This is a genomic window from Vibrio metoecus (genome assembly GCF_009665255.1).
GTDB classification, from domain to species: Bacteria; Pseudomonadota; Gammaproteobacteria; order Enterobacterales; family Vibrionaceae; genus Vibrio; species Vibrio metoecus_B.
Genome location: NZ_CP035687.1, coordinates 763,094 through 778,215, shown reverse-complemented (window position 1 = coordinate 778,215; position 15,122 = coordinate 763,094). Strand labels below are relative to the sequence as shown.

The window sequence follows — 15,122 nt, the reverse complement described above, 5'->3', positions numbered from 1 at the left end:
TTGACGTGAGATCCTGCTATACCCAAACGACTTGGAGTTGCAGATAGGCGGCAAGTGAGTTCATCCCCATCAACATACGCAGGCTTATGATTGGAATGCACAAGCGTAGCCAACACCGCTGCTGCTTCAAGTAGGAAATAGATAGCGTCAAGCCAGACGCTGGCTGGCTTGATATAGTGAGCGATATCAGAAAGATTAGCGCCCAAAAAATCGAGTGAGGACGCGTAACATCGATTTACGATAAGTCAGCAGCCAGCCATTACGTGGCAACCACGCGGCTGAACGCAGCACCGTCTTACTATGCGAAAAAGTCTTAAAGCCTTCGATTCCGTGGTAATGCCCCTGCCCTGATTCACCAATGCCACCAAATGGCGCATCATCCGCCGCAACATGCATTAAGGTATCGTTCACACACGCACCACCACTGTGGGTACGCTGCAAAATATGATTAGCCAGATGGCTCTCTTTGGTCATCACGTACAGCGCCAATGGCCGTGGGCCTTGATTGACTCGCTCAATCGCTTCTTCAATATTGCGATAACCGATCACCGGCAGGATCGGGCCAAAGATCTCTTGCTGCATCACCAGCATGTCATCACTGACTTCGGTTAACAGATGCGGCAGCATCTGCCTTGCTTCGAGTTCTACTGTTTTGCCCACTACAGTATTGAGTTTGGCACCTTTTTGCTGTGCATCGTCCAAACAGTGCTGTAATCGGTCAAACTGCGCTTGGTTAATGATTTGTGTCACATCCATACGACCATGACGGATAAAACGGCGCGCAAAACGCTGCAAATAAAGCTCAACGAAGGTCGCGACTTTCGCTTGCGGCAGCATGACGTAATCCGGTGCGACACAGATCTGCCCAGCATTGGTGGTTTTACCCAGCATGATGCTATCTACACTGCGCGCGAGATCCGCATCGTCAGCGATGATCACTGGAGATTTGCCCCCTAACTCTAACGTCACAGGTGTTAAATTTTTCGCGGCCGCTTGCGCCACTAACTTGCCTACGGCGGTTGAGCCTGTAAACAGCAGATGATCAAATCGCAAGGCACTAAAAGCCGCAGCAACCTTCGCATCACCTTGCACGCAAACCGCGATATCGCCTAACGCGGCAATCACACGCGCTAGCACCTGATTGGTGGCAGGTGTGTACTCACTCAATTTCACCATCACCTGATTTCCCGCAGCAACAGCGGTGATCAATGGTGCAAGGCTAAGCAAAATAGGAAAATTCCAAGGCACCATTACCCCCACCACACCCAAGGGCTGAAATTGCACTTCAACACGCGAAGGTAACAACATCCATCCTGCATGTCGCCGCTGCGGCTTCATCCACTTTTTCAGTTGCTTAGCCGTGTAATTGAGATGATTTAACGTTGGCAGTAAATCGCACAGGCCGCTATCAAAACGACTACGGAAACCATAATCTTGATTGACTGCGGCAATCAGGGCTTCGATTTCACGCAATAAAGCCTGTTTGAGCTGGGTTAAACGTTGCAAACGGTGGGTCAAACTCGGATAAGGCGTATTGGCATACTGCCTTTTTAGGCGCGTAAATTCAGCCTGCAAAGCTTCGATTGCTGACGAGATTTCTGGTGACTCAGCACGAGACACCACAGAGAGTTGAACCATAGTAAACTCCGCAGAAATAAAATATACCCAAACGACTTGGAGTTGCAGGTAGGATGAAAGTGAGTTCATCCCCATGAGCATAGATACACTATGTGATTGAGGTGAACAAACGTAGCCAACGCCGCTGTAGCTTCAAGTAGGAAGGGGATAAGCCCCCCTCGGGCGTAGAGTATCTTAACTTGGCAAGCTGTAAATCAGCTCAGGGTTGATACCAAAACTGGTTTTGTGCTCTTCAATCACAAACTCACTACGGGTTTGAATCACGCCGGGTAAAGAGCCCAGCTTGCCCGACATAAAGGCTTGATACGCTTTCATGTCTTTGACGCGTACTTTAATCATGGTGTCAAAATCACCAGAGAGCGAGTAACAGGCTTCGATTTCTGGGATATCCGCAACAGCATGAGCAAAACGTTCAAAAATTGAGAAGCTGCTTTGATCAAGCCGAATATGGATAAAGACCTGCACATCCAAGCCTAACTTTCCCGGATCGAGATCCGCGTGGTAACCGCGAATGTATCCCTCTTTTTCTAAACGCTTTACCCGTTCTGAACAGGGCGATGTAGTGAGATTCACCAACTTGGCCAGCTCAACGACCGGTAAACGACCTTTGGCATGTAAGATCCGCAAAATATCGCGGTCAACTCGATCCAGACTCATACAGCAACATCCTTTGACTGTTTAGACCCGAATACAATACTGATAACCCCCAATCGGCAGAAATAGTGTGCGGCAAGGCGTGATGTACCTCACGCAAAAGGGCATCTTACGATGCCCTTGGTTTTCTCCTTGCGACTGAAGCGGCTTACGTGTCCGCCCAGTTTTAACCAAATCACGCGATTTTGCACCGCTGTAGCTTATAGCTTAAAGCGTGAAATCTCCTTGTTCAGCTCTTGTGCCATCGCATGCAGTGATTTCGCCTGCTGCACGGATTGCTGAGCTTCTTCGGCTAACTGGTCGCTCACTTCACGCACGGATTCAGTATTCACATTGATATCCGCCGTCACTAACGATTGCTCTTCCGCCGCTGAAGCGATTTGCGTCGCCATATCGCTGATCTGCTGAATCGCTTCACTGATCGCTTGCAAGCTTGCTCCGGTTTGGTTGACATCCGCGACACTGGTTTCCACCAACTTATGGCTTTCGGTCATCACCGATACCGCGGTGGTAGTGACTTTCTGCAAACCAGCAATCTTAGTCTGGATCTCTTCCGTCGATGCGTGGGTGCGCTGCGACAGCACACGGACCTCATCCGCGACAACCGCAAAACCACGCCCTTGCTCACCGGCACGCGCCGCTTCAATCGCCGCATTCAGTGCAAGCAAGTTGGTCTGTTCGGCAATACCACGAATGGTCGACAAGATGGTGGAAATTTCATTGGCATGCACTTCAAGCTCGCTGATGATGCGCACCGCGCCAGTTAACTCTTGGGCAAGCTGGTCAATCGACTGTTTACTTTGTTGCATTTGCGCAAAGCCATCTTCGCCCAATTGCACCGATTGAGTGGCGTTCTTCGCCGTATTTTCGGCATTGCTGGCGATCTCAGCTGTCGCCGACGCCATTTCCGTCACCGCTGTCGCGACCATAGTGATTTCATCTTGCTGGGTGCGAATGCGTTTGCTGGCTTGAGTCGCCGAGGCGGCCGCGTGGTCAGCCCCTTGAGTCAGCGCCACCGACACTTCACGCACATTTTTTACCATTTGATGCAAGCGATCGACGAACTTGTTGAACTTATCCGCCAGCAAACCGACTTCATCTTGGCTACGAACATCCAAACGACGAGTCAAATCGCCATCCCCTTCGGCGATATCTGCCAGAGCATTAGCGATATTACCGAGCTCATTAAGCTGACGAGCCACAAACCAAGACGTAAGCAGTGCCATCACAAGCAAGATACCCAGTCCAATCCCGATCTGCACCATCAACATGTCATTCAGTGGCTGCTCCAGAACCCCTTTATCCATCACCATGACCAGTAACCAATCGGTATTCGCCACTTCCTCAGCCATCAAGACCTTATCTCGCCCGTCCATGTTCAGTTGAAAGGGTGTATGGTCTTTGGCAGCGATATTGAGCTTAGAAATAGTCAGTTGAGCCGACATCTCTTCCGTAGATTTTAAGATCAGATCTTGAGTTGGATGAGCCACAATGGTGCCTTTCTGGTTAACCAATATGGCGTACCCTTCTCCCGGTACCGCAATCGCCAATACGTCTTTGATGAGTTTATCTAAAGCCAGATTAGACGCAGCGACACCCATTAATTGACCTTGATAACGTACCGGTTCTGCCAACGTCACCACTAAAGTTTGCATGGTGACACTCACGTAAGGTTCGGTCGTAATCGGCTTGCCCGCCGCTTTCGCTTCTTTGTACCAACCTCGGACACGTGGATCATAATCTGCGGAATTGAGTGACGGATCTTGGCGGAACATTTCCCCCTGTTCATTGCCGTAATAACTCAATCCAAATGAGCCTGATTCTAGGGTTTGTCTTAAATGTGGCACTAATTCTAATTGAGGGTTACGTTCAATCTCTTCACGTAGCCCTTTAAGCGCGAGTTGCTTGCCCAAAAACCAGTCACCAATCCCTTTTGCATGGGCTTGCAAAGTATTGCGACTTTCACTTTCAATCGCTCGCCAACTGTCTTTTTTAAAGGTCTGATACCCTGCGGCGACTAACGCCGCCGCCGTCACGGCAATCGCCACCACCACAGAGAAAACCATTTTTCTCTTTAAACTCAATCTCATGAACAATACTCCATTCATATCAAATTGCACTGATATGGGAGCAAGTTAGCGAAATGACGAGGAATTACCTTGCGAAAACTCCCACAATCGTAATGAGTGATAACAACGAATGACTAAAGTGTGAGCTTCTGTCCATAATGGTGCAACCGAAGATAGCGGCCAGAAAGGCGCTTGAGAATGCACAGCTCACCACACGCAATAAGGGTGGAAAGTGGCGTTTGATTAGAAAGAAACTTGTGAGCTTAAGAAGCTCTGACCTCAGCTAAGATATCGTGCTGTTTAACGCGTTCATTTTGCAGGTTGCAGACTCGGCAAAAGTATTGCTGCTCCATCTGATAATAATGCTGTCCTTGCATCAACATAGTGAGAAATTGTTGGAAACCTTGCCAGCCTTCAGGTTGTGTCTGCACACGTTTCATCACTACTTTATGTGCGGTTTGTCTACCACAACCACGACAATAAGCCTTTGGCATCACGGTGCACTCCTGTCGATTTATCACTATTGAGAATTGATCTATTTTGCAGCGATAAACTTTAGAAACATAATTTCTTGTGCAAATTTCGTGACCAGTATTAAAGAATCACTCAATAATAACAAGGTTAAGCCAAAAGAAAGCCTCGCAATGCGAGGCTTATTCAATCATAGATCGTCTTATTCGAGCTCGATCAGATGCTTTTTGAACGTAAGGTGTTGTGCTTTGACTTTTTCATCTGGCTCACCAGTGAGCAGACTGATGACAACAATCGACAGGGTTGAAAGAATAATTCCCGGTACGATTTCATATACATCAAACCAACCGCCTGAAAGCTGCTTCCAAACCACGATAGTCACACCACCGACAATGATACCTGCCAAGGCACCATTACGATTCATACGTGACCAGTACAGGCTCAATACCAGCGCAGGACCAAATGCTGCACCAAAACCCGCCCAAGCGTAGGACACCAAACCAAGCACTGAGCTATCCGGTGTCATGGCTAAGAACAGCGCAATCAAAGAGATGATCACAACTGCGGCACGGCCAACGCGGACAATCTCTTCTGAGCTGGCATCGGTTTTGAACACTTGCTTGTAGAAATCTTCCGCGAGCGCCGATGAAGACACCAGCAGCTGTGAATCGGCCGTACTCATGATTGCTGCCAAAATTGCGGCCAGCAAAATACCAGCGATGACTGGGTGGAACAGCGAGTTCACTAATAGCATGAAGATTTTTTCGCCATCATCCAGACCAATCGTGCCCGATTGCGTGACAAAAATCAGGCCGGTTAACCCCACCAGAATCGCACCCGCCATTGAAATGCCAGTCCATATCACGGCAATACGGCGCGCCGTGGTCAGATCTTTATTGGAACGTGAGGCTTTGAAACGCGCCAGAATGTGCGGCTGGCCAAAATAGCCCAAACCCCAAGCCACTAGCGAGATAATCGCAATCGCGGACAGAGGTTCACCTTTTGCGTCATTCCACAAAGTCAGTAACTCTGGGTTAATCGCCGCCAAATCGTGATCAAGCTGAGTAAAGCCCCCTTCCATCGCAGCAATCGGCACAATCATCAGCGCCGCTGCCATCAGCAAGCCTTGCACCAAGTCAGTCCAAGATACCGCTAAGAAGCCACCAAACAAGGTGTACGACACCACACAAACCGTACCCACAATCACCGCAGTGGAGTAATCCAAGCCGAATACGGTTTCAAACAGTTTGCCGCCGGCAACCAAACCCGAACTGGTATAGAAAAGGAAGAACAGCAGAATGAAAAACGCAGAAATGGTTTGGATCAGTTTTGAGTTGTCGTTAAAACGGCGTGACAAAAACTCAGGTAAAGTCAGAGAATCCGTGGTGATACTGTAAGTACGCAGACGCTTAGCGTTCACTAACCAGTTAGCCCAAGTACCGACGAGCAAGCCGCCAGCCAACCAGAATGATTCAATACCGGCGGCATACGCGTAACCCGGCAGACCGAGCAGTAACCAGCCACTCATGTCGGATGCGCCAGCAGAGAGTGCTGCAGGCCATGGCCCTAATGAACGGCCACCCAGAAAGTAGTCAGCTGAGTTTTTCGTTCGCTGATAAGCGTAAACCCCAATCGCCAACATCAAAATGAGGTAGACGATAAAGGTGGTTGTAATAGCGAAGCTATTTTCCATTGTGTTTTGTCCTCTTTTTCAAGATCGCCTTTCATGCCCCCTCTTATCCAAAGGGGGCAAACGCAGAAAGGACTAATGAGTATCCACACCTAGCTCCAAGAGCGTCGCGTTTCCACCCACTGCTGTTATATTTATTGTGCGTGTGCGCTCGGTAATAAAGCGCAGTGATAAATGTGGATCATGTGCCACCGGCAAGGTAAGCAGATCCGTTTCTGAAACGAGACTGACAATCGCGCCTGTACGTTTCGCGAGCTGACGGTTGATCGTGGCCTCAACCGACGGGGTTCCGACATATCCAACGCATCTCACATCTGATTCGATCAGTTGGTGATACGCATCGAAAGAAGCAAACTGCAACAGATTCGCCGGAAGGGATGACTGCTGGTAAGCAGCCACTAACGCAGAACTCAACTCTTTATCGTCACTGCAAAAAACGACACTGTTCCCCGCTACGAGTGCAGCAGTCAGTTGAGCCACTACGGCTTGTTTGGCTTGAATACCGTTATCCTCTTGGATGATCAGGGCAACACCACGCCCTGCGGTATAAAGCTCATTGGTTTCTCCGGTAGGCCCAATCAGTTGGTGCGTATGCGCCAACAACGTCGATGCCTGTTGAAGATGGTAGGAAATCACTTTTGCCACACCGGGCATGCTGTTTTCCAATAAAGATTTCAACGCGAGTAAACACTCACATTTCGAGTCAAAGTCGGTCAGATTCCAATTTTCCCAAGCAGAAAAGGCGTCTGAAAAACGGGTTACTTGATGCACCATGATACGTCTCCTTGCTGTGGGTTATTGGTATTGCACTTGAGTAAAGCGGTAAAGATAGTGAGGCCCGCCCGCTTTCGGTCCGGTACCAGACAAGCCTTGTCCGCCAAACGGTTGTACACCCACCACAGCCCCGACTTGATCGCGGTTGATGTAGCAGTTGCCCACCCGAGCATGCTTTTCAATCCAGCGATACGTGGTTTCGTTACGGCTATGAATGCCCATGGTTAAACCAAAACCAGTTTGGTTGATTTTGTCGACGATCTGCGCCAGTTCGCGCGCTTTAAACCGAACAATGTGCAAGATCGGGCCAAACTGCTCTTCACTCAGCGCGGCAATGTCATCAATTTCAAAGGCGGTTGGCGCAACAAAGTCGCCATGTTGGCAAACTTCACCCAAAGTAAGCTGAGCGATTTTCTTCTGGGTTTGGCTCATGTGTTCAATGTGCGCCAACAATTTCTGTTTGGCTTTCTCATCAATCACTGGCCCTACATCGGTTTGATGCAGATGTGGCACACCCACTTTCAGCTCTTGCATCGCGCCCTGAATTAAAGTGATCACGCGATCGGCAATATCTTGCTGCACAAACAGCACACGAAGTGCTGAACAGCGTTGGCCAGCAGAGGCGAAAGCTGAACGCAGAACATCACGCACCACTTGCTCTGGCAACGCTGTGCTGTCCACAATCATGGCGTTTTGACCGCCAGTTTCTGCAATAAATGGCACCGGAGCCGCTTCACGTTGCGCTAACGTTTGGTTAATGCGCTGCGCCGTGGCGGTCGAGCCAGTAAACGCCACACCCGCGATGGCCGGATGAGAAGTGAGTGCGCTGCCGATATCTGCACCGCGTCCCGGCAAAAGTTGGATGGTTCCAGCAGGGAAACCCGCTTCTTGCATCAGCTCAACCGCGCGATACGCGATCAAACTGGTTTGCTCGGCAGGTTTGGCAATCACGGTATTTCCGGCCACCAAGGCGGCACTGATTTGGCCAAGGAAAATCGCCAGCGGGAAGTTCCACGGACTAATACACACAAACACTCCGCGACCTTGGCGGCTGACACGACGTGTTGATCCATCAAAGCTTTCGACACTGAACTCACCCAGCACATCGACTTGTTTGGCGTAGTAACGGCAAAAATCGACCGCTTCACGTACTTCATCAATGCTGTCATGAATGGTTTTGCCCGCTTCTTGGTGACACAAGGCCACCAACTCAGGCATATGCAGTTCAAGCAGATCCGCCAGCGCATCCAATTTACTCGCACGCTCACTGGCATCGAGCGCATTCCAAGTTGCAAAAGCTTGTTGAGCGGATTCGATCGCAGCGGAAACATGATCAAGGTTAGCGTGAAACACCTGACCGACTTGAATACGTCGATCGTAAGGCGCAGTGACGGGCTCTGCACTGTGATCAGTCTTGATCATGCTTTCGTAATAAGAGTGTCCGCCAATGATCGGTGCCGCTTGCCACTTCTTATCTAACCAAGCGTGGATCTTAGCTTCAAACAGCTTCGCTTCACTCTCAATATCAATGTTGATCCCCAATGAGTTTTTGCGCTCGGTAAAAATCTCCGTTGGCAGTGGGATCTTACGGTTATTTAAGGTTTCAAACGCAAGCAGCATATCGACTGGATGCTGAGTCAACGCACCCACAGGACAGCGCGAGTCCACCAAGCGATGGACAAATGAGCTGTTTGCACCATTTTCCAGTAATCGACGCACCAGATAGGGCAGCAGATCTTTATGGCTGCCCACGGGAGCATAAATCCGTACTGACTGCTGATAAGCGGCTTTCGCATGGTGATAAAGTGCATCCCCCATGCCATGCAGGCGCTGGAATTCAAAATCTTTGTGTTGTGCCATCACCGCAATCGCGGTAACGGTTTGCGCGTTATGGCTAGCAAATTGCGGAAACAGATTGCCGCGTACCGATTCGCTCAGTAGGAAACGAGCACAAGCGAGATAAGAAACATCGGTCGCTTCTTTGCGCGTATAAACCGGATAGCCAGTAAAACCGCGTTGCTGCGACATCTTGATTTCGCTATCCCAATACGCACCTTTCACTAAACGTACTGGAATTAAATCGCCCTGCTCTTTTGCGAGTGCAGTCAGCCATACCAATACTGGCAACGCACGTTTGGAGTAGGCTTGAACCACCAAACCAAACTTGCCCCAACCACGCAGTGTGTCGCTGCGATAGAGCTTTTCAAACAGATGCAGTGACAGCTCTAAACGATCTGCCTCTTCAGCATCAATCGTGATGGCCACATCCAGCTCTTTTGCGCGTTCAAGCAGTTGGATCAGAGTGCTGTACAGCTCGGTCATCACTCGATCGGCATTCGCCACTTGGTAACGAGGATGCAAAGCCGAAAGCTTGATCGACACCGACGGCGCAGGGCTGGTATCCAGACCATATTTGTCGCGGCCTACCGCTTCAATCGCCATCAGGTAATCTTTGAAATACTTGTGTGCATCGGCGGAAGTCAGCGCCGCTTCGCCCAACATGTCAAACGAGTAGGTATAACCTTTGTCGCGCATGGGTCGGCCATTTTTCTGCGCTTCTTCAATGGTGCGTCCAAGCACGAATTGATGACCCATGATCTTCATCGCTTGATGCATGGCTTTGCGGATCACAGGTTCAGTCAGCTTATTGACTAAACGATTCACCGCCTGTACTGGGCTTGCGGTTTCACCATCAGCTAGGCCAATCACTTTACCGGTCAGCATCAAGCCCCAAGTTGAAGCGTTCACAAACACAGAATCTGAATTCTTCAGGTGGGATTTCCAATCGGCAACACCCAAGCGGTCTTTAATAAACGCATCGGCCGTTTCCGCATCGGGAATACGCATTAACGCTTCCGCCAAACACATCAGCAAAATACCTTCTTGGGTATCCAAGCTGTATTCCAGCAGCAGTGCATCAATCATCTGCACCGCTTTTTTATCGCTGCGGATCGCTTCAATTAAGCGCGTGGTTTTCTCCGCCATTGCTGCTTTTTCAGCGTCACTTGGCGTTGCGAGAGGCAATAATTGGGTCAGCCATTGGGATTCGTCCACCATATACAGTGGCGAGATCAGCGACCATAGTTTATCTAGCGGCTGCTCGATAAACGCTGCGTTCAACACATCGGTTGCTGTAAACATGTGGTTTCCTTCATCTCATACCTGACAGATTGAGTCAGGTTTCCTGCAATGGCTGGCAGTGTATTTTGAGCGTGAGAAGAAAACTTGTCAAAAAGTCCTAGTATTTTGTCAATAACTCTGAGTTTTAACAAAACAAAAACAAGATCACACCAATTCAGGCGAGTTTTATCGCCAATTATTTTGCAATTATTGCAACTCAACAACGACAAAAAGTGAGCCACCCTACATCAATAAGCAGACTGATGCGTAGTCACTAGGGTCACCAAGAGGGAAAAGGTTTGAGGATTGAATCTTAGCAAGCGAACTCAATAAACGAGGAATTCAAGGATCACTCAACATTAGGGCGAAGAAGAAAAGCGCCGCTTATAGTGTGAAGGCGAAATGCCATGCAGCCGAGAAAAGGTATGTGCGAAAGTGCTTTGATTGGAAAAACCGGTTAGCTCAGCAATCTGCCCCAAATTGAGTCGACCTTGCTCAATCAACTTTTTGGCCATATCGACGCGTTTATTCAGCACATATTGATGCGGCGTGAGCCCCATCTGCTCTTTAAACAGCGCGTGGAATTGGCTTTCGCTTAAGAACACGCTGCCTGCTAACTGTGCAACGGAAATACGGTGCGCTAAGTGCTGCTCGATATAGCGATCCACCACTTCCATATCAAAACGTGATTCTTTATGCGCACTGGCCAGCGCGCTGATGTGGCGCTGCAAAAGCGCAACGACCGTATCGTTACAAGCTCGACCGAGCAGAAGATCATCAGGACTGGCTTGCATCTCCTGCACCAGCATTTGGATCAAACGTTGGATCTGACCATCGAGTTGAAAATAGACATCACCGACCGCGAGTTCATTCAGTTTACGCAGCAGTAGCGGATCATCCTCGCTCGGAATCGGCATGTTGAGCACCAGAATATCCGATTGCCCAACAACACCACCAAACGCATGATCAGAGCCCGATGTCACTACACACCCTTGCCCCGGGCCAACGATATTACCAATGCCACGCACTTCAAATTCCGCTTGACCTCTTAAACCAATCACAATTTGCGTGTAACTATGATCATGGCAAGCCATGTGCGAAGGCAACGTGATCAGCTCTGCCGGCTTAGGCGACAAAACTTTGGCTATTTGGGAATGATTGGCTACATTAGGAACATGCATCTGAGCCATTTCAACCTCACAAGGTAGTGTTTGCGCCGCCATGGTATACCAAATTGGCCCAAAACGAAATCAATCCCATTTAGCTGCTCAGCATAACCAATTACACACATAGTAAGGCTGCAATTGGGGTAAATTCTCATCTCGGAACAATGATCAAGTGCACATAAATTACGGTCAATGTGTACTCAATTTAAAAAACGTTAAAGTAGATCGGAAAACTCAGCTTGCATATTTCTCGAATCTGCTCAAAATGAAAATGCTTAGATCTAAAGTTCAAAAAATCAGTCACCTAGTGCACAGATTTGTGATGATTTCTGGCTAAGCGGAATAAAATTTGCATTAATAATTCAGCTATCTACAAAGCTGTCAAAAGTTTGTCTTTCCCACTTTTTGTGGCTAAACGAAAATGTTTGCAGGGACCTATGATTAAACGTCGCATCCCAGCGCTATTGCTTGCGCTATCCCCTTTATGGGTATCTGCATCGGTATTCGCAGAGGAGGTCACTCAAGTTGACCCCGTCGTGACTATCGATGAGAAACTGAGTAACAAACAGAACGAAATCAACGCGATTCTCACCGACTACGAGGTGGAGAGCGGTAAACTGCAACAACTGAAAAATGAGCAGAGCCGATTAATACGTGAAGGCGAAGAGCTAGATGCCAAGCGTAATCGAGCTAAGTCAGAGTTGGACAAACAGTATACCCGTCTTCTTGAAGATCCTGACACTGACCTAGTCACTTTCCAAAAACGCTACCAAGAGGCGTGGAATGCGCTGAAAGGTAACCAATCACAAAAGCTTGAAAATGAGCAAGCCGTGACTGAAATTGAAATGCGCTTGTCGCAGTTCAAGCAGAAACAAGCCCGCTTAAACACTGAGCTGACCAATTTGGAAGAAGCCAAAATTGAAGCACGAGTGAAGCGCTTGGCCGCAGAGCTACGTGAAAGTGATGTGATGGAAACCAGCTTCAAAACGACCTGTTCAACGACAATGACGTTGGGTGAATGTGCCAATCAAGGGCAATATCTCACTAAACAAAAAGCCGTTAAAACATTTCGTGAGAAGCTGATCAACGACTTAACCGAATCCGTTATTGCTAAGCAAAACCTAAAAGGGGTTGAACTTAACATTCACGTTCAAGAAAGTCAGATGATCCGCTCTGGTTTCGAAGGTAACAATGAATACTTCACGCAGATGCAAGCTCAACTGCAAGCGAAACCTGAAGCCGTCGCAGCGTGTAAACTGCTGAACGTAGAAACCCGCTACTGTTTAAAAGGTGAGTCAGAACAAGCTGCACCCAAAAAACAGGACAAGCAATGGGCTAACGTGACGGTGCGTTCTGATCAATACAATGACTCAGTGACCATCAATGGCATCAACTATGGTAGTACACCTGTTGAATTAGTATTACCAGCCGGACGTCACCAAGTCACTGTCTCTAAAGAAGGCTATGAAACCTATAATCGTGTGATTACTGTCAATGGTAACGACACGGTATGGGTAAAACTGCGAGCAAATAAGGACAGTTAACGGCACAAAAATCCAACGATTTTTTGTCGGAATTCACAAACCTGTCGATAAAACGCCATTTTGTCACTAAGTTATTGAAAGATGACTTCTGACAAAATGGCGTTTTCGTTTAGAATGCTCATAACTTAGACTTAATTTCCTAACTTGAAGTAGACCACCATGCGACAAGGGATTCCCGCTCTATTATTAGCACTTTCACCTTGCTTAATGGCAGCACCGGTGCTAGCAGAAGAAGTAGCTTCTTCTGTTCTTGCCATTGATGATGCGCTGTTTGGCAAACATACCGAGCTGCAAAATGCCACGGATGCCACCAAGCTTCAGAAAGCGGCTGTCGATAATCAGCAGTCCGAGCTGAATCGTTTGACTCAGCAGGCCAAAGCTTTAGACTCCGCCCTGAAAACCGCCAAAACCAACCTTGAGCGCGACTATCAGAAAATGATTGATGAGCCGGATTTAGATATCCAGCCATCACAAAATGCCTATCAAGCCGCTTGGGCCGAAGTTAAACAGAATCAAGTTGTGCGTTTGGACGCAGAGCAGAAATTGCAAGAAATGCAAACGGTATTGGCACAATACCAAGTTCAGCAACAGACTATCGAACAGAGCATTGCTTTACTGCAACAAGATAAAATGCGCGCACGGGTGGACAGGCTGCGCGAAGAGTTGCAACGCTCTGGAGAACAGCAAGTCAGCTTTACCAATGTGTGTAATGCAGATATGACTTTTGCGCAATGCAGCAAACAAACCACCGATCTTGCACTGCAAAAAGCCGTCAGCCAGTTCCAACTTTGGCTTATCGATGAAAGCAGCGAGTCAAAAACCATCAAGCCTCAACTGAATAATGTGTCGCTGAACATCCATGTACTCAAGCACGCAGTGGTGGATTCAGGCTTCTATGACGGCATGCGTTTTCGCAGCATTGTGAATGCTCAGCTGGAAGCTCGCCCAGCAGAAAATGCACCTTGTAAATTACTGAACATTGACTCTCAATACTGTTTTGCCCCAGGTGAAGGTCAAGTAGATCAGCAGCAACAAGAAGTGGCGTGGATTAACTTATCACTACGCTCTAACCAGCATGGTGATCATGTTACGGTTGACAGTGTAAACTACGGCAGCACCCCAGTAGAAGTGATGCTTCCTGTTGGTAAACATCTGATTAAAATTGAAAAAGAGGGTTTCCATAGCTTCGAACAAGAAGTGAATATCACCTCAGATCAGACTCTACGCGTCAATTTACATGAAAAGACTAACCCTCTACGTGCTGGGCAAAAGTTTGCTGATTCTGTGAAAGGCAAAGTGAATGCACCAGAAGTTATCACTCTTCTCCCTGGGCAGTACCTGTTAGGCGAGCACGCATCAAAACAGTACAACCTTGATCATGCTTTCGCACTCAGCGCCACTCCCGTTACCGTGAGTCAATTCGAAAATTTCGTCAATCATACTAATTATCAAACGGATGCTGAGCTGAAAAAGCTGTGCATTACGGTTAATGAATCTGAAGTAGCCCCAGTCTCGGATAGCTACTGGCGTAACCCTGGCTTTAAACAGAGCAAAGATTCTCCTGTCGTCTGTGTCAGCCAAAACGATGCCAAAGCTTATGCTCGCTGGCTCTCTAAACAAACTGGTTTTACTTACCGATTACCGACGGAAGATGAATGGGAAATTGCCGCGCGTGCAGGCAGCAAAACCGATTATTGGTGGGGTAATAAATTTGGGGCTGGCAAAGCTAACACTGGCTGGGGTGGAACCTCGTGGTCAAACAAAAGTACATCTCCAGTAAAAGCATTTGCGCCTAACTCGCTAGGCTTCTATGACATGGTTGGTAACGTTTGGGAATGGACAGGAGACTCCCGTGGCTTAGCTAAAGGTGGTGCATGGAGCTTCTCGCCTGAAATGGCCAAAGCGCACAGTGAACTGTTTGTGGGTCCAACCACTGCGGCAAATTACGTTGGCTTCCGTCTGTTGCGTGAGCTGAAATGATATTGAATAAAATCAT

General features: G+C 48.3%; 10 protein-coding genes. 2 read left to right on the top strand and 8 right to left on the bottom strand.

Annotation, left to right across the window (positions count from 1 at the left end):
* Positions 1–195: 195 nt before the first annotated feature.
* The 8 genes from EPB59_RS16890 to EPB59_RS16855 form a co-directional block, all read right to left on the bottom strand.
* Positions 196–1,638 (bottom strand): coniferyl aldehyde dehydrogenase, encoded by a 1,443-nt coding sequence (locus EPB59_RS16890; protein WP_154173986.1) that lies wholly within the window; start codon positions 1,636–1,638, stop codon positions 196–198.
* Positions 1,639–1,812: 174 nt separating this feature from the next.
* Entirely contained in the window at positions 1,813–2,295 is a 483-nt protein-coding gene (locus tag EPB59_RS16885; RefSeq protein ID WP_000050915.1) for an Lrp/AsnC family transcriptional regulator, read from the bottom strand.
* Positions 2,296–2,492: 197 nt separating this feature from the next.
* Entirely contained in the window at positions 2,493–4,382 is a 1,890-nt protein-coding gene (locus tag EPB59_RS16880) for a methyl-accepting chemotaxis protein (RefSeq protein ID WP_195707132.1), read from the bottom strand.
* A 242-nt stretch (positions 4,383–4,624) separates the two neighbouring features.
* Positions 4,625–4,855, bottom strand: a complete 231-nt coding sequence (locus EPB59_RS16875) for a hypothetical protein (protein ID WP_055050199.1) — start codon at positions 4,853–4,855, stop codon at positions 4,625–4,627.
* 179 nt (positions 4,856–5,034) lie between these two features.
* Positions 5,035–6,525, bottom strand: a complete 1,491-nt coding sequence (gene putP / locus EPB59_RS16870; RefSeq protein ID WP_154173982.1) for a sodium/proline symporter PutP — start codon at positions 6,523–6,525, stop codon at positions 5,035–5,037.
* 72 nt (positions 6,526–6,597) lie between these two features.
* Complete coding sequence (locus tag EPB59_RS16865) at positions 6,598–7,296, bottom strand: 1-pyrroline-5-carboxylate dehydrogenase (RefSeq protein ID WP_000233685.1); 699 nt, start codon at positions 7,294–7,296, stop codon at positions 6,598–6,600.
* Between the two features lie 21 nt (positions 7,297–7,317).
* Positions 7,318–10,437 (bottom strand): bifunctional proline dehydrogenase/L-glutamate gamma-semialdehyde dehydrogenase PutA, encoded by a 3,120-nt coding sequence (gene putA / locus EPB59_RS16860; protein ID WP_154173980.1) that lies wholly within the window; start codon positions 10,435–10,437, stop codon positions 7,318–7,320.
* A gap of 338 nt (positions 10,438–10,775) precedes the next feature.
* A complete protein-coding gene (locus EPB59_RS16855) occupies positions 10,776–11,639 on the bottom strand; it encodes an AraC family transcriptional regulator (RefSeq protein WP_154173978.1) in 864 nt (287 codons plus the stop codon).
* Between the two features lie 380 nt (positions 11,640–12,019).
* On the opposite strand from EPB59_RS16855, the gene EPB59_RS16850 reads away from it, so the two are divergent.
* Entirely contained in the window at positions 12,020–13,126 is a 1,107-nt protein-coding gene (locus EPB59_RS16850) for a PEGA domain-containing protein (RefSeq protein ID WP_055050204.1), read from the top strand.
* Positions 13,127–13,285: 159 nt separating this feature from the next.
* Entirely contained in the window at positions 13,286–15,106 is a 1,821-nt protein-coding gene (locus EPB59_RS16845) for an SUMF1/EgtB/PvdO family nonheme iron enzyme (protein ID WP_055050205.1), read from the top strand.
* Positions 15,107–15,122: the final 16 nt, after the last annotated feature.